The organism is Pseudarthrobacter sp. TAF60_1 (assembly GCF_052113505.1).
In the GTDB taxonomy this organism is placed as follows: Bacteria; Actinomycetota; Actinomycetes; order Actinomycetales; family Micrococcaceae; genus Arthrobacter.
Window position 1 is genome coordinate 177724 of record NZ_JBFRDI010000005.1, and the last position, 22253, is coordinate 199976.

The 22253-nt window shown below is 64.7% G+C and carries 18 protein-coding genes; 11 read left to right on the plus strand and 7 right to left on the minus strand.

Annotation, left to right across the window (positions count from 1 at the left end; genetic code table 11):
• The first annotated feature begins 119 nt into the window (after positions 1–119).
• The 4 genes from AB4Y73_RS07830 to AB4Y73_RS07845 all read left to right on the plus strand — a co-directional run bounded on the left by AB4Y73_RS07830 (position 120) and on the right by AB4Y73_RS07845 (position 2821).
• Positions 120–629: an HAD domain-containing protein gene (locus AB4Y73_RS07830; protein ID WP_441870590.1), complete on the plus strand. Its 510-nt coding sequence runs from the start codon at positions 120–122 to the stop codon at positions 627–629.
• Between the two features lie 152 nt (positions 630–781).
• Positions 782–1999, plus strand: coding sequence for an anion permease (locus AB4Y73_RS07835; protein WP_441870592.1), 1218 nt, complete (start codon positions 782–784; stop codon positions 1997–1999).
• Positions 1996–2217, plus strand: coding sequence for a hypothetical protein (locus AB4Y73_RS07840; RefSeq protein ID WP_441870594.1), 222 nt, complete (start codon positions 1996–1998; stop codon positions 2215–2217). The genes AB4Y73_RS07835 and AB4Y73_RS07840 overlap by 4 nt, the downstream gene beginning before the upstream one ends.
• Positions 2218–2260: 43 nt before the next feature.
• The gene (locus AB4Y73_RS07845; protein ID WP_441870596.1) at positions 2261–2821 is read left to right on the plus strand and encodes a dihydrofolate reductase family protein; all 561 of its coding nucleotides are present in this window, start codon (positions 2261–2263) and stop codon (positions 2819–2821) included.
• On the opposite strand, the gene AB4Y73_RS07850 is transcribed toward AB4Y73_RS07845, so the two are convergent.
• A complete protein-coding gene (locus AB4Y73_RS07850) occupies positions 2810–3283 on the minus strand; it encodes a hotdog fold thioesterase (protein ID WP_441870598.1) in 474 nt (157 codons plus the stop codon). The genes AB4Y73_RS07845 and AB4Y73_RS07850 overlap by 12 nt on opposite strands.
• 199 nt (positions 3284–3482) lie before the next feature.
• Between AB4Y73_RS07850 and polA the strand changes: the two genes are divergently transcribed.
• The 4 genes from polA (at position 3483) to rpsA (ending at position 10134) form a co-directional block, all read left to right on the plus strand.
• Positions 3483–6125, plus strand: a complete 2643-nt coding sequence (polA, locus tag AB4Y73_RS07855) for a DNA polymerase I (protein ID WP_441870865.1) — start codon at positions 3483–3485, stop codon at positions 6123–6125.
• 78 nt (positions 6126–6203) lie between these two features.
• A complete protein-coding gene (locus AB4Y73_RS07860) occupies positions 6204–7487 on the plus strand; it encodes a GNAT family N-acetyltransferase (RefSeq protein ID WP_441870868.1) in 1284 nt (427 codons plus the stop codon).
• Positions 7488–7514: 27 nt separating this feature from the next.
• Complete coding sequence (locus tag AB4Y73_RS07865; RefSeq protein WP_441870600.1) at positions 7515–8453, plus strand: polysaccharide deacetylase family protein; 939 nt, start codon at positions 7515–7517, stop codon at positions 8451–8453.
• 202 nt (positions 8454–8655) lie between these two features.
• Positions 8656–10134, plus strand: a complete 1479-nt coding sequence (gene rpsA / locus AB4Y73_RS07870; RefSeq protein ID WP_190989028.1) for a 30S ribosomal protein S1 — start codon at positions 8656–8658, stop codon at positions 10132–10134.
• Between the two features lie 76 nt (positions 10135–10210).
• On the opposite strand, the gene AB4Y73_RS07875 is transcribed toward rpsA, so the two are convergent.
• Both AB4Y73_RS07875 and AB4Y73_RS07880 read right to left on the minus strand, forming a co-directional pair.
• Positions 10211–10756, minus strand: coding sequence for a GNAT family N-acetyltransferase (locus AB4Y73_RS07875; protein ID WP_441870602.1), 546 nt, complete (start codon positions 10754–10756; stop codon positions 10211–10213).
• Positions 10740–11435, minus strand: coding sequence for an IMPACT family protein (locus AB4Y73_RS07880; protein ID WP_441870604.1), 696 nt, complete (start codon positions 11433–11435; stop codon positions 10740–10742). The genes AB4Y73_RS07875 and AB4Y73_RS07880 overlap by 17 nt, the downstream gene beginning before the upstream one ends.
• An 84-nt stretch (positions 11436–11519) precedes the next feature.
• Between AB4Y73_RS07880 and coaE the strand changes: the two genes are divergently transcribed.
• From coaE to AB4Y73_RS07895, 3 genes are all read left to right on the plus strand, one after another.
• Positions 11520–12749 carry a dephospho-CoA kinase gene (gene coaE, locus AB4Y73_RS07885; protein WP_441870606.1) on the plus strand — a complete coding sequence of 410 codons (1230 nt, stop codon included), beginning with the start codon at positions 11520–11522 and terminating at the stop codon, positions 12747–12749.
• A gap of 64 nt (positions 12750–12813) precedes the next feature.
• Entirely contained in the window at positions 12814–14913 is a 2100-nt protein-coding gene (uvrB, locus tag AB4Y73_RS07890) for an excinuclease ABC subunit UvrB (protein ID WP_441870608.1), read from the plus strand.
• A gap of 222 nt (positions 14914–15135) precedes the next feature.
• Complete coding sequence (locus AB4Y73_RS07895; protein WP_441870610.1) at positions 15136–16164, plus strand: TerC family protein; 1029 nt, start codon at positions 15136–15138, stop codon at positions 16162–16164.
• 157 nt (positions 16165–16321) lie between these two features.
• Here the strand turns inward: AB4Y73_RS07895 and AB4Y73_RS07900 are convergent, their stop codons facing one another.
• From AB4Y73_RS07900 to AB4Y73_RS07915, 4 genes are read right to left on the minus strand one after another with little or no spacing between them, the layout of a single operon-like run.
• Entirely contained in the window at positions 16322–17707 is a 1386-nt protein-coding gene (locus AB4Y73_RS07900) for an alpha/beta fold hydrolase (RefSeq protein ID WP_441870612.1), read from the minus strand.
• Positions 17700–18200, minus strand: coding sequence for a GNAT family N-acetyltransferase (locus AB4Y73_RS07905; protein ID WP_441870614.1), 501 nt, complete (start codon positions 18198–18200; stop codon positions 17700–17702). The genes AB4Y73_RS07900 and AB4Y73_RS07905 overlap by 8 nt, the downstream gene beginning before the upstream one ends.
• A gap of 47 nt (positions 18201–18247) precedes the next feature.
• Positions 18248–19636, minus strand: coding sequence for a CoA transferase (locus AB4Y73_RS07910; RefSeq protein WP_441870616.1), 1389 nt, complete (start codon positions 19634–19636; stop codon positions 18248–18250).
• An 11-nt stretch (positions 19637–19647) separates the two neighbouring features.
• Positions 19648–22194, minus strand: coding sequence for a DEAD/DEAH box helicase (locus AB4Y73_RS07915; protein ID WP_441870618.1), 2547 nt, complete (start codon positions 22192–22194; stop codon positions 19648–19650).
• Between the last annotated feature and the right edge of the window lie 59 nt (positions 22195–22253).

Here is a 22253-nt window from a genome sequence, read left to right on the forward strand (position 1 = left end):
AAGGGGCTGCACGCAATGCAACCATTGATGCGTGCAGCCCCTTCTGCATTTAACGGCCGGTCCGGTGTTGAGGGCTGGCCTGGGATGGCGGTCCGGGGCCCTTATTGAGGGGAGCCCCCTTGCTGAATGTCACCATGTATTTGGACGTCGACGGCGTCGTGTGCCCGTTTGGAGCGACCGGAACCACCCCGTGGGGATCTCCCTGGAGCCTGGCGAACGCAGGCATGCTTGAAGTGGCGTACGCCGCGGAACTGGTGGCCGGGCTGAACGGCCTCGCCCGGTTTCCGGGCCTGCGCTGTGTCTGGTTAACCAGCTGGGAGGACATGGCTCCCCGGTACCTCTGCCCGGCCATCGGACTGGCCGGCGGCCGGTGGCCCTGGCTCACAGCCGAGGGTCCCGGGGTGGGGGAGGGCTGGTGGAAGCTGGGCGCCCTCCAGGCAGACCTTGCCGCCGCGACCCCGAAACGGATCGTCTGGATCGACGACCAGCTCCGGTATGAGCGGGATGCCCAGGATTGGGCCGGCTTCCTGGGGGCACGCATCCTTGCCGTCTCGCCTGATCCTCGCCGCGGAATTTCGCCCGGCGAGTTGGCCGCCGTCAGCGCTTTCGTCACCGCGCCCGTGTTTTGACCTAATGCCGCGGGCGCGTACGATCGATGAGGTTTCAAGCTGGTCCCATTAACACGGCAGGTCATTCCACGTGAACTCCACGTGAATTATGCTGTGCAGGGCAGGCGGGGTTAAGGAACTGCTGAACGTCGACTCTGCAGATTGGGCAACAGGTGGATATCACCTTCATGGTGGCGCTGGTCATCGCACTGGCACTATTTTTCGACTTCACAAACGGCTTCCATGACACCGCCAACGCGATGGCCACACCCATCGCCACCGGTGCCATCAAGCCGAAAACCGCCGTGACCCTGGCCGCAGTCCTGAACCTGGTGGGTGCCTTCCTCTCCACGGAAGTTGCCAAGACGGTTTCCGGCGGCATCATCCGCGAAGGCTCTGACGGCGTCCTGATCACCCCCGACATCATCTTTGCCGGCCTGATGGGTGCCATCCTGTGGAACATGATCACCTGGCTGAAAGGCCTGCCGTCGAGTTCCTCCCATGCACTGTTCGGCGGCTTGATCGGCGCGGCCATCGCGGGGATCGGCTTCAATTCCGTGAACCTGGAGACCCTCCTTCAAAAGGTCATCCTGCCGGCCGTTTTCGCCCCGTTGATCGCCGGGATCGTGGCCTACGTCTGCACCAGGCTCGCTTACGCACTCACGGCCCGCCACGACCCCGAAAGCGGAAGCAAGCTCACCCAGAAGCGCGGCGGTTTCCGCACCGGCCAGATCTTCACCTCCAGCCTCGTTGCCTTGGCCCACGGCACCAACGACGCCCAGAAGACCATGGGCATCATCACCCTGGTGCTGATTTCCGCCGGTACGCAGGCGCCCGGTTCCGGCCCGCAGTGGTGGGTCATCGCAGCCTGCGCCCTGGCGATCGCCATCGGCACATACGCCGGCGGCTGGCGCATCATCCGCACCATGGGTTCAGGCCTTACCGAGGTCAAGCCCGCCCAGGGCTTCGCAGCGGAGACCAGCACTGCCTCCGCCATCCTGGCCTCCTCCCACCTGGGTTTCGCCCTCTCCACTACGCAGGTGGCCTCGGGTTCCGTCATCGGCTCGGGGATGGGCCGCAGGGGCACCACAGTGCGCTGGAACATGGTGGGCAAGATCGCCCTCGGCTGGCTGTTCACCCTGCCGGCCGCCGGCATTGTGGGTGCGCTGACGGCGCTGCTTGTGAAGACCGGGGTGGTGGGCCTGGTGATCGCCGCCGTCGCTGGAACAGCAGCGGTGTTGTTGATGTTCTTCTATTCCCGGAAGTCCCATGTGAGCCACCACAACGCGGTGGAGGTCGAGGAGGCAGGGCAGGCCGTCCGCTTCGCCAAGAAGAAAGCACTCGCCCGTGCGCGCGCCAGGGCGAATGAGCGTAAGGATACTCAGCGATGAAGTGGTTGGAACTGCTGACGGTGGGCGGCGCAACGCTCGTGGCCGCCGTGACCGTGGTGGTCCTTTATTCGCTGGGCGTCCGGCTGACGGCCATTGCCGGGGACGCCCGGCAGAGCTCACCCCGAAGCAAGCGCGCCCTGGCAAACATGTGCTTCGGGCTCTGCGGCGTGGCCGTCCTGTTCGGTCTGTACCTGATCATCCCGTACTTCAGCAGGTAGGCGTTCCTTAGCAACTGTGCACCGTCACGGCTACGCTGGGTCCATGTCCAGGATCCAGTATTTTGTTGCAGCCTCCCTCGACGGCTTCATCGCCACAGCCAAGGATGACCTCACCTGGTTGCTCGAGTTTGACGGTTTCGAGGGCGGCAAGGAAAGCTACGAGTCCTTTATGGACGGGGTCGGCTGCATTGTGATGGGCGGCGAGACGTTCGCTTGGCTGATGGAGCATGAGCCGGGCAAATGGCCATACCTCGGCACGCCCTGCTACATCTTCACCCACCATGAATTCGCGGCCCCGCCGGGTTCGGACGTGACATTCGTCCGGGGTCCGGTGGAGGAGTTCATCGCAGACTTCATCTCAGACGCCGGCACAAAAAACATCTGGGTGGTGGGCGGAGGCAACCTCGCCGCGCAGTTCGCTGCCGCCGGGCGGCTGGACGACATCATCCTGTCCGTCATCCCCGTTGTGCTGGGTGACGGCAAGCGCCTGCTGCCGTTGGACGGCCCGACGCCGCCGCTCGAGCTGACGGCGTCCCGCACCTTGGGGCGGGGGATTGTGGAGCTCCGCTACAGTTTCGGTTCCCGGGAGCAGTCAGCGGTCTGAAGGCGAATTGTCCCGCAGCATGTTGGTGATGCGGGCGGTCGAGAGGCGCCTGCCCTGTTCGTCGGTCATCACAATCTCATGCGTGGTCAGGGTCCGGCCCAGGTGGATGGCGGTGCAGGTCCCAGTGACAGTGCCTGCCGCAACGGCGCGGTGGTGGGTGGCACTGACTTCAATTCCGAGTGCATGCCGGCCGGTCCCTGCATGCATTCCGGCCGCGAAAGAACCCAGCGTTTCAGCGAGGACCACATGGGCGCCGCCGTGCAGGATGCCAGCCACCTGCGTATTGCCATCCACCGGCATGGTGGCCACCGACCGTTCCGGGCTCATCTCCAGGAAGTGGATCCCCATCTTGACCACCAGGGCGCCGATGCCGAACGGGCCAAGCCAGCCATGAAGGTGCTCCGGTATTCCGGCTGTGACTAATTCCTCAGTGAAGGGGCCGGGCGTGAAATTGTCCATCATGGGAACTAGGCTGGCACCTGTGAGTGAAACTACCAAACCGGCCCCTTTCCCGTCTGAAACCGCTGTGCTTGACGCAGACGCCGCTGCCCTGCAGGACGTCAGCGTTCCGCCGTCGGCCGGGGGCCCGGTTTCCGCCACCGAGGCTCCCGTCGTCCCCCTGACGGACCAGCCGCGCCTGTTGGTGCTGGATGGGCACTCAATGGCCTTCCGTGCCTTCTTCGCCCTGCCGGCGGACAAGTTCTCCACTGCCAACGGCCAGCACACCAACGCGATCCACGGCTTCACGTCCATGTTGATCAACCTGATTAAGGAACAGAAGCCCACCCACGTCGCCGTCGCTTTCGATGTTTCGGACGACACCACTCACCGCAAGGCGGAGTACAGCGAGTACAAGGGGGGCCGCAATGAAACTCCGCGGGAGATGAGCGGCCAGATTGACCTGATTGACAAGGTCATGCAGGCCTGGGGCATCAAGACCATCAAGATGCCCGGCTACGAAGCTGACGACATCCTGGCCACCCTTGCCACGATGGGTGAAAAGGCCGGCTTCGAGGTGCTCCTCGTCTCGGGCGATCGTGATGCCTTCCAGCTAATCACCGAGAACGTCTTTGTGCTTTACCCGCGCAAGGGCGTCAGCGACATCCCGCGCATGGACGCGGCGGCCATCCAGAAAAAGTACTTCGTAACCCCGCCCCAGTACTCAGACCTCGCTGCCCTCGTCGGCGAGACTTCGGATAACCTGCCCGGCGTCCCTGGCGTCGGGCCCAAGACTGCGGCAAAGTGGATCAACCTGTACGGCGGCCTCGAAGGCGTCCTTGAACACCTGGACGCCATCGGCGGCAAGGTGGGTGATGCCCTCCGCGAGAACGTCGAGGACGTCAAGCGCAACCGGCGCCTCAATAGGCTTCACACGGATCTTGAGCTTCCAGTCACGCTGGAGGACCTCGCGGACCCGCGGCCGGACGAGGCCGCCCTCGAGCAATTGTTCGATGAGCTCGAGTTCAAGACCATTCGTGCGCGGCTGTTCGACCTCTACGGCAGCGAGGACCTCGAGCCGGCCGAACGGGAAAGCGTAGACATCCCGGAATACGTGACGCCCGCCGAAGCAGCCCAGCTGACGGCGTTCCTCGCCGCCGGAGCCGGGAAACGCTCGGCCGTGGCCGTCGACCTCGTACCGGGAAGGATCGGCGAAGACGCCGCAGCCATCGCCATCGTCCGTGACCACGCGGGCGTCTACATTGACCTGGCCGCCCAGGATGCTGAAGCCGAAAACGTCCTGGCGGACTGGCTGCGGGACCCCGCTTCCCCAAAGGTCATGCACGGCTACAAAGCCGCCCTGAAAGCCCTCTCCAGCCGTGGCCTTGGCTTGGAGGGCGTGGTGGATGACACCTCCATTTCCGGCTACCTCATTCAGCCTGACCGCCGGACGTATGAGCTGGCCGAGCTGGCACAGCACCACCTCAACGTCAGCATCTCGGCCGAGACGTCCAAAGCTGGCCAGCTTGAGCTGGCGTTCGACGGCGACGACGCCGCGGCCGCGGACGCACTGGTTCAGGTGGCGGCCGTTGTGCAGGCCCTCAGCCGGCACTTCGAATCGGAATTGACCGAACGCAAGGCGGGCGACCTGCTCACCACGCTCGAGCTGCCGGTCAGCCGTGTCCTTGCCGAGATGGAAACCGCCGGAATCGCCGTCGACATGCAGCGCATGGACGAGCAGCTCGCTGATCTGGCCAAGGTCATCGACAATGCGCAGGAGTTGGCCTTCGCCGCCATCGGGCACGAGGTCAACCTTGGATCGCCCAAACAGCTGCAGACCGTCCTCTTCGACGAACTCCAGCTGCCCAAAACCAAGAAGATCAAATCCGGGTACACCACCGACGCCGCCTCTCTCAAGAACCTGCTGGAAAAGACCGGACACGAATTCCTGGTCCAGTTGATGGCTCACCGGGAATCCTCGAAGCTGCGCCAAATGCTGGAGTCGCTCAAGAAGTCGGTTACGGAAGACGGCCGGATCCACACCACCTATGCCCAGAATGTCGCGGCGACGGGCCGGATCTCCTCCAACAACCCCAACCTGCAGAACATCCCCATCCGCAGCGAGGAAGGCAGGCGCGTCCGCGGCATCTTCGTGGTCAGCGATGGCTACGAATGCCTGCTGTCCGCCGACTACTCACAGATCGAAATGCGCATCATGGCGCACCTGTCCGGGGATGCCGGCCTGATCCAGGCATACCGGGACGGCGAAGACCTCCACCGTTTTGTGGGCTCGAACATCTTCCACGTGCCCACGGACCAGGTCACCAGTGCCATGCGTTCCAAGGTCAAGGCCATGTCCTACGGGCTTGCTTACGGTTTGACCTCCTTCGGGCTGTCCAAGCAGCTGGAAATTTCCGTGGACGAGGCCCGCACGCTCATGAAGGACTACTTCGACCGGTTCGGCGCCGTGCGTGACTACCTCCGCGGTGTTGTTGACCAGGCGCGTATAGACGGCTTCACGGCCACCATCGAAGGCCGGCGGCGGTACCTCCCGGACCTCACCAGCACCGACCGGCAGCTGCGTGAAAACGCCGAACGCATTGCCCTGAACTCTCCCATCCAGGGATCGGCCGCGGACATCATCAAGCGCGCCATGCTCGGCGTGCAGGCTGAACTGGCATCTCAGGGCCTCAAATCGCGCATGCTCCTGCAGGTCCACGACGAACTGGTACTGGAAGTCGCGCCCGGAGAACGGGAAGCAGTGGAGAAGCTTGTCACCGAACAAATGGGATCAGCGGCAGACCTCAGCGTCCCGTTGGACGTCCAGATCGGCGTCGGGCCCAGCTGGTACGACGCCGGCCACTAGGCCGGGCGGCCAGGCGGCGGGCGTGTTCCCGCTGGCCAGGGGCGGGAGTGATTGGTTAGGCTCGGCGTTGTGGCTGAACTGAGTGATGACTACGAAATCCGGCGTTTCGCCGCGGCCGTCAAGGGGGAACCCGGATATCCGGAAGCGGAAAGGTGGGTCACGGCGGTCTCGTTCGGCTTCCATGAATCCACGCGGACAGCGGAACACGTAGCCAAGTCACTGGAGACCTACCGCGCCGACCGGCGGATCCTGACCGGCGCCTACCAAAAGCAGGACGTCGCGCCCCGGTCCCTGCCGGCGGACGTTCCGGTGGCCACTTTCGGCACCTTGCGAAAGACCCTCAACATCGGCTTCGGCAGGATGCTGGAGACCCAGCTGGTCACCGCCGTGACAGTGCGGACGTCACATCGGCGCCGCGGCCTGCTTCGCCGCATGATGTCGGAGGACCTGGCGCTGGCCAAGGCCGAAGGCGTGGCGATGGCGGCCCTGACAGCCTCTGAAGGGTCCATTTATGGACGCTTTGGTTACGGAGTGGCCACTTTCGAGCGCACCGTCAAAGTTGATACCACGGCCCGGTTCCGGCTTAACCACCAGCCCGTCGGCAGCGTCGATGTCGCAGAGCCAAAGGTACTTCTTGATGTGGCACCTGAAGTTTTCGACCGCGTACACCGGCTGACCCCGGGGTCGATCGGCCGCCAGGAGTGGTACCGGCAGTTGGCCTCAGGCTCCATTGCCCGCGACGGCAAGGAGGACCCCGCTGTCAAGGTGGCCCTGCACTACGGCCCGGACGGCAGCGTGGACGGTTACGTGTCCTACAAATTCCTGGGCTGGGATACGGAGCCACACACGATGCACGTGGTGGACCTGGTGGCGGCCACCCACGGAGCCTACTTGGAGCTCTGGCAGTTCCTCGCCGCCATTGATCTTGTCGAACGGATCACATGGGAGGAAGCGCCACTGGATGACCCCCTTACCTTTGCCCTGGCCGATCCACGCTGTATCGATTCGTCGGACAGCAGGGACATGCTGTGGCTCCGCATCCTGGACGTCGTCCAGGCTCTGGAAGCGCGGCACTATCCGGTGAACGGCCGGCTGGTGCTGGAGGTCCTGGACCCCCTTGGTCTGACGGCAGGAACCTTCGCGCTCGGCGCCAGTGGCGGTGAGGCCGCCGTCGAACGCGTTGACTCCGATCCGGACCTGACATTGGATGTCTCCGCGCTGTCATCAATTTTCCTGGGTGCGGTCTGTCCGGTTACGCTGACGGCGGCTGGGCGAATCCGCGAACACAGGCAGGGCGCGTCGCTCCAGGCCCGTGGGCTGTTCGCCGTCGAGCGCGCCGCCCACTGCCTGACCCATTTCTAGGGCTCCTGCGTCATCGAAGGAATACCAATGGGGGACATCCCCGCGCGGAAAATGCCCGGGCGCCGGTCCTTGCTGCTCGGAATGGCCGGGTTGGCGTCAGTAGCGCTCTCGGGGTGCACGGTCACCCCCGGCACCGCGCAGGAGGAAGTGCCCCCAACACCGGAAGCATTGACCCTTGTGGATCCGGCGGCTGCCGCGCCCTCACGTACGGCCCCGGCGGAAGCCCCTACGGATGAGCCCTACCGTCCGGCGCCACCGACGAAGCAACAGATCATTGCCGAATTCGGGTCGCGCAAACCCCAAGAGTGGGGGCTGCAGGTGACTGGCACCGTGGGCAAGTCGCCCGCTCGGGACATAGCGCTGACGCTCGATGCCTGCGGAGGCCAGGGCGGCACCGCGTGCGATCAACAGCTGCTGACGACCCTGCGGAAGCTCAATGTGCCGGCCACCCTGTTCCTCAACGAACGGTGGATCAAGGCGAACCCGGCGCTGACAGCGGAGTTGGCCCGAGACCCCCTTTTTGAACTCGCAAACCATGGATTCCTGCATCGTCCGCTATCCGTCAGCGGGAAATCGGCCTATGGCATCACAGGAACAACGGACATAGGCCAGGTCTATGACGAGGTCATGGGAAACCAGGCTGTCCTCCAGGACGTGATAGGCCACGTCCCGGCGTTCTTCCGGCCCGGAACGGCGTATTACGACGACGTTGCGGCGGCCATCACGCGCCGCCTGGGCGTCGTGCCCGTAAATTTCTCCATCAATGGTGACGGCGGCGCCACCTTCGCACCGTCCACCGTGGCGGCCGAGGTCGGCAAGGCCCGGAACGGGGACATTGTTATTGCCCACTTCAACAAGCCTGGCAGCGGCACCGCCGCAGGGCTTGCGCAGGCCCTGCCCCGGCTCCTGGGCCAGGGTGCAACGTTTGCAAAACTGGGGGCGGTCCTGCATTATGACCTGCCCTGACTTTGACCCGTGTTGGCCGCTGCGACTAGAATAAGTGGGCGCGTACTACGTGCGCGTTCTCTGCAGTTAATAAACACCAATCCACAAAATCAGGATGACCCGGCGGATCTCCGTGATCCGCCGCAATCTGTGCCTGCGTTCCATAACGCGGATGCAGTGGTTGGCCTGACCAACTAACTATCCACAACGGAGCCCCTACTACATGACCATCACCTCCACCGAGAAGCCCGGTACCCCCGTAGTCGCGATTAACGACATCGGTACCGCTGAGGACTTCCTCGCAGCAGTCGACGCCACGATTAAGTACTTCAACGACGGAGACCTCGTCGAAGGTACCGTCGTCAAGGTCGACCGCGATGAAGTTCTGCTCGACATCGGTTACAAGACCGAAGGTGTCATCCCCTCCCGCGAGCTGTCCATCAAGCACGACGTTGATCCCGGAGACGTCGTCTCCGTTGGCGATCAGGTCGAAGCCCTGGTGCTCACCAAGGAAGACAAAGAAGGCCGTCTGATCCTCTCCAAGAAGCGTGCTCAGTACGAGCGCGCCTGGGGCGACATCGAGAAGGTCAAGGAAGAAGACGGTGTTGTCACCGGTACCGTCATCGAGGTTGTCAAGGGTGGTCTTATCCTCGACATCGGTCTGCGCGGCTTCCTGCCCGCATCCCTCGTCGAGATGCGCCGTGTGCGCGACCTGGCTCCGTACATCGGTCAGCAGATCGAAGCCAAAATCATCGAGCTGGACAAGAACCGCAACAACGTGGTCCTCTCCCGCCGTGCATGGCTCGAGCAGACCCAGTCCGAGGTCCGCTCCACGTTCCTCAACAAGCTGGAAAAGGGCCAGGTCCGTCCCGGCGTCGTTTCCTCCATCGTCAACTTCGGTGCCTTCGTGGACCTGGGCGGCGTAGACGGCCTGGTTCACGTTTCCGAGCTGTCCTGGAAGCACATCGACCACCCGTCCGAGGTTGTCGAAGTTGGCCAGGAAGTCACCGTCGAGGTTCTCGAGGTCGACCTGGACCGCGAGCGTGTTTCCCTGTCGCTCAAGGCTACGCAGGAAGATCCGTGGCAGACCTTCGCCCGCACCCACGCCCTGGGCCAGGTTGTTCCGGGTAAGGTCACCAAGCTGGTTCCGTTCGGTGCGTTCGTTCGCGTCGAAGACGGCATCGAAGGCCTCGTGCACATCTCCGAGCTGGCTGTCCGCCACGTTGAACTGGCCGAGCAGGTTGTCTCCGTTGGTGACGAGCTGTTCGTCAAGGTCATCGACATCGACCTGGAACGCCGCCGCATCTCGCTGTCCCTCAAGCAGGCCAACGAGGGCGTCGACGCCGACAGCACCGAATTCGATCCGGCTCTCTACGGCATGGCCGCTGAGTACGACGAAGAGGGTAACTACAAGTACCCGGAGGGCTTCGATCCGGAGTCCAACGAGTGGCTTGAAGGCTACGAGAACCAGCGCGCCGCCTGGGAGCAGCAGTACGCTGACGCTCAGACCAAGTGGGAAGCACACAAGAAGCAGGTTGCCCAGCACGCTGCCGACGACGCTGCAGCTGCAACGTCCGGTGACAGCGATTCCGGCACCACCAGCTACTCCTCGGAGCCTGCTGCTGAGTCCAACGCCGGTGCAGGCACGCTTGCATCCGACGAGGCACTCGCCGCTCTGCGCGAGAAGCTGACCGGCAACTAATTGCCACCGGCCCGGTTTCCCGGGCCAACACAGCGGGCCCCTGCGAAAGCGGGGGCCCGATGTGTTTAACCCCGGGCTACAGGATGACCTCGGCCCGAACCGTCCCGTCGTCGTGGTGCGTCAGTTTGGCCCCGGCGCCGGCAAGGAGACGCTGGGCGCCGAGGTTGCCGGCCAAGGTGCGGGCCATCACCCGGGAGAGGCCGGATTCGCGGGCCTTCGCCAGGACGAGGCGCATCGCGGCGCTTCCGATGCCGTGGGAGCGGAAGCTCCGCCCCAGCCAGATACCCGTTTCCCCAGCAGCCCCGGCACGGTATGGCTCCGCACTGCCTGATTCCAGGCGGCGGAGGCGGATGGACCCCGCAAGGCTCCCGCCAGCCACAATGCCCCAGGTCTTTTCCCCGGTATCCCCGTCCAGCCCAGAGGCAGCGCGATGGTAGTTGAGGAACCACGCCGTACGCTCTGGATTCCATCCCGGGCCGCCCAGCGGGGGAGCAACCTCGTCCGGGGAGGCGTCGTGTTTCGCCAGTTCGAGGAGTTTTTCCAGCACCGAGTCGTCCACGTCCACCAGGCCCACGTCAGCGGGGCCCACGTCAGCCGCGCGGACCTCAGGGGTGCGGGACATCGAGCCACTCCGTCCCGCCGGGCGTGAGCTCCACTGTTCCGGCAGTAAACGAAAGCGTGCGCTCCGCGGCAGCCGAAAGTTCCGCCGCGTTATCAGGGATTGCCACCCGCAGCACGGTCTCCCGGGCGCCGTAACTGGTTTCCGCCATGACGAACCCCGCCGCCCGCAGATCGTTCTCCAGCCGGCCAGCGGCGGAGTGGGGCACGGATGCCGAACAGATCCGCAGCCGGCGGCGCCGAACCAGCGGTGCCCGGTCAAGGGCAGCGGACACCGATTCCGAATAGGCGCGCACCAAGCCACCGGCACCCAGCAGGATGCCACCGAAATAGCGCACGACGACGGCGCTGACGTCGCTAAGGTCCGTCACCTCCGGTGCGGTTTCCCGCTTGAGAATCGCTTCCAGCATGGGGATACCCGCCGTGCCGGAGGGTTCGCCGTCGTCATTGGAACGCTGGATGTCCCGGTCCGGTCCTAAGACGAAGGCTGAGCAGTGGTGGCGGGCGTCGTGGAATTCGCGCCGCAACCCTGCCACGAGGTCCCGGGCGGTGTCCTCGTTGTCGGCGCGGCGCAGCACCGTGATGAACCTGGACCTCTTGATCTCAATCTCGTGCCGGAAATCCGGACCTGCCGCGAGTGCGGTGTACGAGGTTACCCGGCTCTCCTGCTCTTGCTTCTGCACGGCCCAAGTCTATTCCCACCGTCCCCTCAACTCGCTGCGCCCGGCCAGGGGCCCCCGGCAGCGTGGCCCTAGTAGGCTGATGGCGTGCTGAAGATTGGTCTGACGGGCGGCATCGCCTCAGGGAAGTCAGTGGTGGCCTCGCGCCTGGCTGAGCTGGGGGCTGTGCTGGTGGATGCAGACGCCCTTGCCCGGGACGTGGTTGAGCCCGGTACGCGAGGCCTGGCCAGGGTGGTGGAGGCTTTCGGGGCGGACATGCTCGACGCCGGCGGCCGGCTTGACCGCGCCAGGCTTGGATCTGTGGTTTTTGGCAATCCCCCTCAGCTGGCCGTGCTCAACGGTATAGTTCACCCGCTGGTCCGCGAGGCAGCGAACCGCCTCATCGACCAGGCACCGGCCGGCGGCATCGTGGTCCAGGACATACCGCTGCTCGTGGAGTCGGGCCAAGCCGGCACGTTCCATCTGGTGCTGGTGGTGGATGCACCCGACGACGTCCGCATCGCCCGCATGCTCGACCACAGGGGAATGACCCGGGACCAGGCTTTGTCACGTATGGCGGCGCAGGCCACGCGTGCCGACCGGCTGGCGGCGGCGGACGTGGTTCTGGACAATTCGGGCTCCGTGGATGCGCTGCTGGCGCGCGTGGACAGGCTCTGGGCCGAACGGTTGGTGCCGTTCGCGGACAATCTCCGGCGCGGTGTCAGGGCGGCCCGGGCAGGCTCAGCCGTCTTGTCGCCGCCGCAGGCTGGCTGGGCGGCCCAGGCTGCACGGCTCCGAGCCCGGGTCTTGGCCGCAGCACCAGATGACATTCTGTCCGTTGACCATATTGGCTCTACCGCGGTGCCGGGGTTGGCAGCCAAAGACGTGATCGATCTCCAAGTGACCGTGGCAGGCCTCGATGTCGCGGACAGGATAGCGCCGCTGCTGTCGGATGCCGGGTTCCCGGCCGTGCAGGGGGCCAACTTCGACACCCCGAAGCCGCCTGCATCGGACCGGGCGGACTGGGAGAAACGGTTCCACGCCAACGCGGACCCCGGCCGTGCCGTGAACTTGCATGTCAGGCCGGCCGGATCGTCCGGTTGGCGGTACGCGCTGCTGTTCCGCGACTGGCTCAGGAGCGACCCCGAAGCCGCCGCGTTGTATGCCGGGCATAAACGCGCCCTGACCGAACAGATTGCCGAGACCAAAGGCACCCACGCCTACGCTGAGGCGAAGGAGCCATGGTTCACGGAAGTAGCGTGGCCGCGCATGGATGCGTGGGCTGCGCACACAGGCTGGCAGCCGCCGTCGTACGTCTCCGAAAGTCCCAGCCCCTGAACCGGGCTGTTCGCCTGTAACGGATCCGGGCCTTGCTGTCGGTCCCCGGTTGTAGATTAGATGCATGAGCCTTGCGCAGGAGATCAACCGTTTCGTGGCCCCCTTTGAGGTCATCAGCGAATTCCAGCCCGCCGGTGACCAGCCCGCCGCCATCACCGAACTGACGGAGCGCATCAAGAACGGCGAAAAGGACGTTGTCCTGCTCGGCGCCACCGGTACCGGCAAGAGCGCCACCACTGCCTGGCTCATAGAACAGGTCCAGCGGCCCACCCTGGTGATGGTGCAGAACAAAACCCTCGCGGCGCAGCTCGCCAACGAATTCCGGGAACTGCTGCCCAACAACGCAGTGGAGTACTTCGTCTCCTACTACGACTACTACCAGCCCGAGGCGTACGTCGCGCAGACGGACACTTTCATCGAGAAGGACTCCTCCATCAACGAGGAAGTCGAACGGCTACGGCACTCCGCCACTAACGCCCTGCTGACCCGACGTGACGTCATCGTGGTCGCCACCGTGTCCTGCATCTACGGCCTGGGCACCCCGGAAGAGTACATCGCGGGAATGGTCACGCTCCGCAAGGGTGCCGAGATGAACCGCGACGACCTGCTCAGGAAATTCGTCTCCATGCAGTACGCCCGCAACGACATGGACTTCCATCGTGGCACGTTCCGGGTCCGTGGCGACACCGTGGAGATCATTCCGATGTACGAGGAACTGGCCATCCGGATCGAGTTCTTCGGGGATGAGATTGAGAACATCCACACACTTCACCCGCTGACCGGCGAAGTGATCCGGGACGAAGAGGAGATGTACGTCTTCCCGGCCTCGCACTATGTGGCCGGTCCCGAGCGGATGGCCCGCGCCATCAAGCGGATCGAGGACGAGCTCGCTGAACGGCTGCAGGTCCTGGAGAGCCAGAACAAGCTCGTGGAGGCCCAGCGGCTCCGCATGCGCACCACCTATGACCTTGAAATGATGCAGCAGATGGGCTTCTGCAACGGCATCGAAAACTACTCGTCACACATCGACGGGCGCGCCCGCGGGACCGCTCCACACTGTCTCCTGGACTACTTCCCGGACGACTTCCTGCTGGTGATCGACGAATCCCACGTCACCGTGCCGCAGATCGGCGCCATGTACGAAGGCGACATGTCCCGCAAGCGCAACCTCGTGGACTTCGGCTTCCGGCTGCCGTCTGCCATGGACAACCGCCCCCTTAAATGGGATGAGTTCCTCGAACGCGTGGGCCAGACCGTCTACCTCTCGGCCACCCCGGGCAAGTACGAGCTCGGCAAGGCCGACGGCTTTGTGCAGCAAATCATCCGGCCCACCGGCCTGATCGACCCCGAGGTGGTGGTCAAGCCGACCAAGGGCCAGATCGATGACCTTCTCGGTGAGATCAAGACCAGGACGGCGAAGAATGAACGCGTCCTGGTCACCACCCTCACCAAGCGCATGGCCGAGGACCTCACGGACTACCTGCTGGGCCATGGCATCAAGGTAGAGTACCTGCATTCCGACGTCGATACGCTCCGCCGGGTGGAACTGCTCCGCGAACTCCGAATGGGCGTCTTTGATGTTTTGGTGGGCATCAACCTCCTCCGCGAAGGCCTCGACCTGCCCGAGGTGTCGTTGGTGAGCATCCTGGACGCGGACAAGGAAGGCTTCCTGCGGTCCTCCACGTCGTTGATCCAGACCATCGGCCGCGCCGCCCGAAACGTCTCCGGACAAGTTCACATGTACGCGGACCGCATCACCGACTCCATGGCACACGCCATTGATGAGACCAATCGGCGCCGCGCCATCCAGGTGGCGTACAACACGGAAAAGGGCATCGATCCGCAGCCGTTGCGGAAGAAGATCGCGGATATCACCGATCAGCTGGCCAAGGAAGATGCGGACACGCAGGAGCTCCTCAACAACAACCGCCTGGCCAAGGGCGCGAAGCGCGGGAAGTCTGCGGCCAAGGGCGCAGCCCAAGTCCGCAAGGATGGCCTCGCCGCTGCCCCGGCCGAAGACCTCGTGGGCCTCATTGAACAGCTGACCGAGCAAATGCACGGCGCCGCAGCCGAGCTGCAGTTCGAGGTGGCCGCGAGGATCCGGGACGAGGTCAGTGAACTGAAGAAGGAGCTCCGGCAAATGCAGGCGGCCGGCCACGCCTAGGGCCACCTGACTCGCCGGCATCAACGCACGGATTTAGTCCGGCGGATTCGCGTGCCTGCTGTAGAGTTAACCCCACGTAGGGGAGTATCCCAAGTGCTACGATCGTCAACACGCCAGGCATGGTTGCCTGGCCGGGCGTAGCGGGTCGCCAATTCAGCACCAAGTGCACAGGCCGGCCGGAGAGACTTACACCATTTCTCTGTGCCCTGCGAAAGGCTACCTGTGCTCGATTTACCCGTGTGGTTTGAGGTCGGCTCCTTTGTGGTCCTCGGCCTGATTATTCTCCTGGACCTTCTGCTTGTTGTCCGGCGCCCGCATGAACCGTCCATGAAGGAAGCCGGCCTGTGGGTGGCTTTCTACGTCAGCCTGGCCCTGGTGTTCGCCGGCGCCATGTTCGCCTTCACGGGCGCTGAACACGGCGGCCAGTTCGTTGCCGGCTGGGTCACCGAATACAGCCTCAGCATCGACAACCTGTTTGTCTTCATCATCATCATGGCCAGGTTCTCCGTACCCCGGAAATACCAGCAGGAAGTCCTGATGGTGGGCATCATCATTGCCTTGATCCTGCGCGGAATCTTCATTCTCCTCGGCGCAATCGTTATTGAGCAGTTCAGCTGGGTCTTCTACATCTTCGGCGCGTTCCTGCTCTGGACCGCGTGGAAGCAGGCCCAGGATGAAGGCGAGGACGAAGAGGACAAGGAAAACCCGCTCATCGCCCAGATTCGCAAAGTCATCCCCATGTCGGAGAAGTTTGACGAAGGCAAGCTGCGCACCACGGTGGACGGCAAGAAGGTCTTCACTCCGATGTTGGTCGTGTTCGTCACCATCGGCCTGACCGACCTCCTCTTTGCAGTGGACTCCATTCCCGCGATCTTCGGCCTCACGCAGAGCCCGTTCATCGTGTTTACTGCGAACCTGTTCGCGCTGATGGGCCTGCGCCAGCTCTACTTCCTTCTCGGTGGGCTGATGAACCGCCTCATCTACCTGAAGCATGCACTGTCCTTCATCCTCGCGTTCATCGGTGTGAAACTGGTACTGCACGCGATGCACGTGAACGAACTCCCGTTCATCAACGGTGGCAACCACATCGAATGGGCTCCGGAGATCCCCACCTTTGTCTCCCTGGCCGTTATTGTCGGCACCATCATCGTTGCCGTCATCGCCAGCCTCATGAGCTCCAAGGCTGAGGCAGCCCCGATGGACCCGCGCCTCGAGGAAGACGCCCGGAAGAGCCTCAGCGACTCCGAGTAGTCAGTACGCCGTGCATGGTCACAGCAGTCCCGGTCGCCCAGCGGCCGGGACTGCTGGCGTTAATTCCCCTGTAGGAGCAGACCGGTGAGGACTATGCTCCTTGCCCAGCTCAGCGGCCGGTCCTGTCGGCGGCTGAGCGGCCGCATGTGCTTCCGAGTCAGCCGCCAGCCGTGGTGCCGGCCGGGCGCACCATCGCCAGGAGGCGGCTGAAGATGGCTTCGCCGTCGTCGGAGATGCCGTCGTGGTGGAACTCGGCCGTCTCCCAGACCTGGAGGCCGCGCACGGCGGCAGCGGTTTCCAGCGACAGTTCACGGTCCACGTAGATATCGTCGCGGTAGACCGCGGCGGCCGTAGGAACGGTGTTGGCGGCCAAGCGATTGCGGTCATACAGCGGCTTCCAGTCAGGCTTGGCGGCGAGCAACTGGGCCACGTCCCGGAGTGGTTCCAGCGCCGGGTCCTGCTCGAAGTACCACGGGTACACCATCTCGCCGGTCAGCAGCAGCGGCTGCGCATCGGGGCGGAATTCCGGATACTCGTCCAATACGCGCCAGGCGGCCCAATCGGTGGGCTCGCCCTGACCGTAAATGGACTCGTGCATCAGGGCATAGAGCGGATTACTCCGGCGCGACACTATTCCCTCCACCTGGTCCAGAAATGTATCGGACAGCCTGGGTCCCTCCGGCGTGTCAGTGAAGGCTCCCTCGAGGAGGTAGTGCAGGCCGTCCACGCGGGTGTTTCCGCCGAGAAAGGCGCCCACCATCTGGAAGCGTTCCACCGTCAGCCTGCCGCCGTCGGGAAGGAACTCTTCGGTGAGGCGCAGGTGGTCGGCAATCCGCTCCACGGCCAGGCGGTCTTCCGGATACCACTCAAAGTATTCGGTGTTACGCGCCGCGACGCGACTAAAAGTGGCGCGGTAGACGTCGTCCGCAGGCCCGCCCAGCGGCGCCAGGCCTCCAGTGATGAGGGCCTCCTTGACACCTTCCGGGGCGAAGGAAAGGTACGTGAGCGCGCAGAATCCGCCATAGCTTTGTCCGTAGATGCTCCAAGGCCCGGAGCCGAACGCTGCACGGATGAGTTCCGCATCGGCCACGATGGAGTCGGCGCGGAAGTGTTCCAGATAGGCAGCCTGTGCCTCGGCCGTTCCCCGGACCGGCAAGGAGTTCCGGTCGATGGGTGCGGAAAGGCCGGTGCCGCGCTGGTCCAGCATGAGGATCCGGAATTCCCGGGCGGCTGCCTTGCTCCAGCCGCCCAGCGAAGCCAGTCTGTTGCCGCGGCCGCCGGGACCGCCCTGGAGGAAGAGCAGCCATGGAAGGTCTTCGGCCTCAGCACCGGAGTGGTCCGAGGAGACGTACTCCCGGGCGAAGACAGTGATGGTCTCCGGCCCTGCGCCGCTGCCATCGGCTGCAGGCGCGAAATGGTCCAGCGGCACCGTGAAGTAGTGCTCGGCGGTGCGCATGCCCCGGAATTCGTGGCGGGCCTTGACACTGTGGCGGACAGGGAGCACCGTGCGTAGGGCTCCGGCGGCGCCGTCCTGTTCAGGCATGTGCGGCTGCCGGCGTGTTGGTGCCAAAGCTCTCCAGCGCGTCGCCGGTCAGCCGGAAGGTGGACCAGCCGTCCATCGGATTGGCGCCAAGGCTGCGGTAGAAGTTGATGGACGGCTCGTTCCAGTCCAGGACGCTCCATTCCACCCGGGCGTAGCCGTTTTCGACGGCGGTGGCGGCCAGGTGCTTCAGGAGCGCCTTGCCGTGGCCTTCGCCGCGGGCGTGCGGGCTGACGTAGAGGTCCTCCAAGTAGATGCCGTGGACACCTTCCCACGTGGAGTAGTTCAGGAACCAGAGCGCAAACCCCTGGACCTCGCCCCCCGCGTTTTCAGCCATGGTGGCAAACACCCGGGGGTTCTCGCCGAACAGGGCCTCGGACAGCATCTCCGGCGTGTTGCGGACTGCGTCCGGTTCCTTCTCGTAGATGGCCAGGTCATGGATCATCTGCAGGATGGCGGGGACGTCTTGCCGGGTGGCGGGGCGGATTACACTCATGGGTCGAGTTTACAAGGGGTCTGTTGAACAGGGTGCCGCCGGCCTGCTTACCGCCACCGGAGCTGGGAGCTGCCGTACAGGACCGGGCCCGCGGCATATCCAAGCGGCACACCGTCCGCCAGAATGGGTGGCCCCACAAAGCGCAGCTTCCCGTATGGGCCCTGCAGCACGTGAAAGTCCGGTTCAGGCAGGCTACCACCGGCGACGCGTACGTCCGGGAGCCGCAACAACTCCTCAGCGGTCCGGGCCAGGGACAGCCGGGCCACTCCGCCATTTCCGCTGCTGCGCCTCTCGGCCAACAAGGCGAGGGCTGCTGCCGCCAGGCCATAACCCGTAGCGTGATCCAGGGCCTGCACCGGGAGTGCGCCGGGCATCCACCCGTTGCCGGCTGTGTGGCCGTACTTTGCAGCGATCCCGCACGCTGCCTGCACCAGGCTGTCGAAACCCCGCCGGCCGTTCCACGGGCCGCCGTCACCCCAGGCGCTGAGCGTGACCACCACAAGGCCGGGCCGGGCCGACATCAGCGACTCAGCCCCCAGACCGAACCGGTCGAGCCCACCGTCCCGGTAACCGGTCACCACCACGTCCGCGGAATCAACGAGGCCCCTCACGGTCTCCAATGCCGCGGGATTCCGGAGGTCCGCCACTGCGCTGCGTTTGTCGAAGCCCGAGTCAATGAACGCATCGGTCAGCTCCGGAAGGTGCGGCGGGTCGACGCGCAGGACATCGGCGCCGAGGGCTCCCAGCAGGCGTGTGGCGGTGGGGCCGGCGATAACGCGGGTCAGATCCAGCACCTTGAGCCCCGCCAGTGGACGTCGGGGATCCGGCGAGGGCTTCCATGACGGGAACGCGACGCCTCGTCGGGACTGTTCGGGTCGTCCGGACTGTTCGGGCGGGCGGGAGATGCGGATCCACGGCCCTGCGCCGGCCGCCGCGTGCATGGGGGTCGCCAGCCAATCCCCGCGCCTGCGGACGGCAGCGGCCACGCCGTTGTGCGCCGTGATGGCCTCCTCCGCCCCGAGGGACGTCATGCGGAGGAGGGCTTGGTCAACGTCCGGTGGTGTGGCCGCGGAGAGCGCCGCCATGAGGCGGGCCGCGTGGTGCGGATAGTTGGCATGGAGCCGGATCCAGCCGTCCGAGGTGGGGCGGAACCCCGATAACGCAGCGAAACCTTCCGCTTTCTTGCCCGCGATCCGCAGGTGCCCCAGTGAATCGAAGGAAGCGGCCGTGGAACCTGCGGACACGGCATATCTCCCGGGAGCCGCCGTCAGGGCGTTCAGCGCCGTGGCGGCCGCCTGGACTGCGCCAAGGGCCAGGCCTTCAACATCCAGCGGGCCGTGCCACCACTGCCGCGGTCCCTCGCACTGCGCCGCAGGCTGGGACCTCAAGGCGTCCAAAACCCGCAGGCTGGCGGTCAGGTCGGGAACGGAGTCCATGGCACGATCACTTACAGCCGGTTGACATCGGTGACTTGGACCACGGCAGTTCCGGTTTCGTCCGACGCCGCCAGGTCCACCTCGGCTGAGATACCCCAGTCATGGTTGCGGGCCGGATCGTCGAAGATCTGCCGGACCTTCCAGAGCCCCGGTTCCTCGGTGATGATGAGCAGCCCGGGGCCACGGGCGTCCGGCCCGGTGCCGATGTCGTTGTGTTCGTCAAAATAGTCGTCCAGGACGTCTTCCCACCGGTCGGCATCCCAGCCCGCGCCGGCGTCGAGCTCACCCAGCGCGGCCGCGTCCTCGTCGGCGAACAGTTCCACGCGCCGGAACATCTCGTTGCGGACCATCACGCGGAAGGCCCGGATGTTGGAGGTCAGCGACGGCGGCGGGGGAGGGGGAGCGTCGTGCGGGGTGGGTGCCGCGCCGGAGGTCAGCTCCTCCCATTCGTCCAGGAGGCTGGAGTCCACCTGCCGCACCAGTTCACCAAGCCACGCGATGAGGTCCTCGAGATCCTCCCGCAGCATGTCCTGCGGCACGGTCTGGCGCAGCGCCTTGAAGCAGTCCGCGAGGTACCGCAGGATGATGCCTTCGGAACGGGCCAGGCCGTAAAACTGGACGAACTCGCCGAAGTTCATGGCTCGTTCGTACATGTCCCGGACCACTGACTTGGGCGCCAATTCAAAGTCGCCCACCCATGGTGCGGCCTTGCGGTAGACCTCGAATGCTTCGCCCAGCATTTCCGCGAGCGGCTGCGGGTAAGTAACCTCCTCCAGCATCGCCATCCGCTGGTCGTACTCTATGCCGTCCGCCTTCATCGCCGCGATGGCTTCCCCACGGGCCTTTTTCTGCTGGGCGGACAGGATCTGCCGGGGCTTTTCGAGCGTCGCCTCGATCACGGATACCACGTCCAGGGCGTACGACGGCGAGTCCGGGTCAAGCAGTTCCAGTGCCGCCAGCGCAAACGGCGAGAGCGGCTGGTTCAGCGCAAAGTTGGCCTGCAGGTGGACGGTGAGCCGGACCGTCCTGCCGTCTGCACCCTGTTCCGCCTCGGGAATGCGCTCCACCACCTCGGCGGCAAGGAGCTCACGGTAGATTCCCAGGGCGCGTTTCATCAGCCGCAGCTGCGAGGATCGCGGCTCGTGGTTCTCGGTCAGGAGCCGTCGCGCCGCGGCGAACGGGTCCCCGGGCCGTTCCATCAGGTTCATCAGCATCGAGTGCGTGACGCTGAAGCTCGAGCTCAAGGGATCCGGCACGGACTCGACGAGCCGCTTGAACGTTGGTTCGCCCCACGACACGAAACCCTCGGGCGGCTTCTTCCTGACTACCTGGCGAAGCTTCTTCTGGTCATCGCCGAACTTGGCCGTGGCCTTCGCCATGGCTTTCACGTTCTCGGTCACATGCTCCGGCGCCTGGACCACCACCGTCCCCGCGGTGTCGTACCCGGCGCGACCGGCCCGGCCGGCAATCTGGTGGAACTCCCGGGAGTTGAGCAGCCGGGTGCGTACGCCGTCGTACTTGCTTAGCGCGGTGAGCAGGACGGTACGGATGGGCACATTGATGCCCACCCCCAGGGTGTCTGTTCCGCAGATCACCTTGAGCAGCCCGGCCTGTGCGAGCTGTTCCACCAACCGCCGGTACTTCGGCAGCATGCCGGCGTGATGGACGCCGATGCCGTGGCGGACAAGCCGGTTGAGGGTCTTGCCGAACCCCGCGGCGAAACGGAAATTGGCGATCAGCTCCGCGATTTTGTCCTTTTCCTCACGCGTGCAGACGTTGATGCTCATCAGGGTCTGGGCGCGGTCAATGGCCTCGATCTGGCTGAAATGCACAACGTAAACGGGCACCTGCCGGGTGGAAAGCAGCTCCTCCAGCGTCTCGTGGACCGGAGTCTCGTGATAGTAGTAGTGCAGCGGAATGGGACGCTCGGCCGAACTGACTGTGGTGGTGGGGCGGCCCGTGAGCTCGGTGATCCCCTCCTCGAAGCGGCTGACGTCACCCAGCGTGGCGGACATCAGGAGGAACTGGGCCTGGGGAAGCTCCAGGAGGGGCACCTGCCACGCCCAGCCACGCTGCGGGTCAGAGTAGAAATGGAATTCATCCATGATCACCGAGCCAAGATCGGCGGCCTCGCCCTCTCGCAGGGCGATGTTCGCGAGGATTTCTGCCGTGCAGCAGATGATGGGCGCATCCTGGTTGACCCCTGAATCACCGGTGATCATGCCGACGTTTTCGGCGCCAAAGATGTCGCACAGCGCAAAGAATTTCTCGGAGACCAAGGCCTTGATAGGTGCCGTGTAATAGCTGCGCTGCCCCCGTGCCATGGCCTGGAAATGCGCCGCGATGGCAACCAGCGATTTACCCGACCCCGTGGGCGTAGCGAGAATGACGTTGGCGCCCGTGGCCAGCTCCATAATGGCCTCGTCCTGGGCCGCGTACAGCTCGAGGCCGCGGCTCTCGGTCCATTCGAGGAACCGGCTGTAGAGCGCGTCCGGGTCGATGCCTGCGGCCGGGCGGTTCGAGGCGGACAGGACAGGCAGCTGGTCAACGAGTTTCATTGATTTCCAGCTTAGTGCCCTCACGTGCCCGATATCCGGGCCCCACGGGGTTAGGCTCG

What these genes read in the sequence shown, in the direction of transcription:
- AB4Y73_RS07845 (WP_441870596.1), top strand. Translation starts at nt 2,261, where the DNA reads ATGTCCAGGATCCAGTATTTTGTTGCAGCCTCCCTCGACGGCTTCATC.
- rpsA (WP_190989028.1), top strand. Translation starts at nt 8,656, where the DNA reads ATGACCATCACCTCCACCGAGAAGCCCGGTACCCCCGTAGTCGCGATT.
- uvrB (WP_441870608.1), top strand. Translation starts at nt 12,814, where the DNA reads ATGAGCCTTGCGCAGGAGATCAACCGTTTCGTGGCCCCCTTTGAGGTC.
- AB4Y73_RS07910 (WP_441870616.1), bottom strand. Translation starts at nt 19,636, where the DNA reads ATGGACTCCGTTCCCGACCTGACCGCCAGCCTGCGGGTTTTGGACGCC.
- AB4Y73_RS07875 (WP_441870602.1), bottom strand. Translation starts at nt 10,756, where the DNA reads ATGTCCCGCACCCCTGAGGTCCGCGCGGCTGACGTGGGCCCCGCTGAC.
- AB4Y73_RS07900 (WP_441870612.1), bottom strand. Translation starts at nt 17,707, where the DNA reads ATGCCTGAACAGGACGGCGCCGCCGGAGCCCTACGCACGGTGCTCCCT.
- AB4Y73_RS07840 (WP_441870594.1), top strand. Translation starts at nt 1,996, where the DNA reads ATGAAGTGGTTGGAACTGCTGACGGTGGGCGGCGCAACGCTCGTGGCC.
- AB4Y73_RS07850 (WP_441870598.1), bottom strand. Translation starts at nt 3,283, where the DNA reads ATGATGGACAATTTCACGCCCGGCCCCTTCACTGAGGAATTAGTCACA.
- AB4Y73_RS07865 (WP_441870600.1), top strand. Translation starts at nt 7,515, where the DNA reads ATGGGGGACATCCCCGCGCGGAAAATGCCCGGGCGCCGGTCCTTGCTG.
- AB4Y73_RS07905 (WP_441870614.1), bottom strand. Translation starts at nt 18,200, where the DNA reads ATGAGTGTAATCCGCCCCGCCACCCGGCAAGACGTCCCCGCCATCCTG.
- polA (WP_441870865.1), top strand. Translation starts at nt 3,483, where the DNA reads ATGGCCTTCCGTGCCTTCTTCGCCCTGCCGGCGGACAAGTTCTCCACT.
- AB4Y73_RS07915 (WP_441870618.1), bottom strand. Translation starts at nt 22,194, where the DNA reads ATGAAACTCGTTGACCAGCTGCCTGTCCTGTCCGCCTCGAACCGCCCG.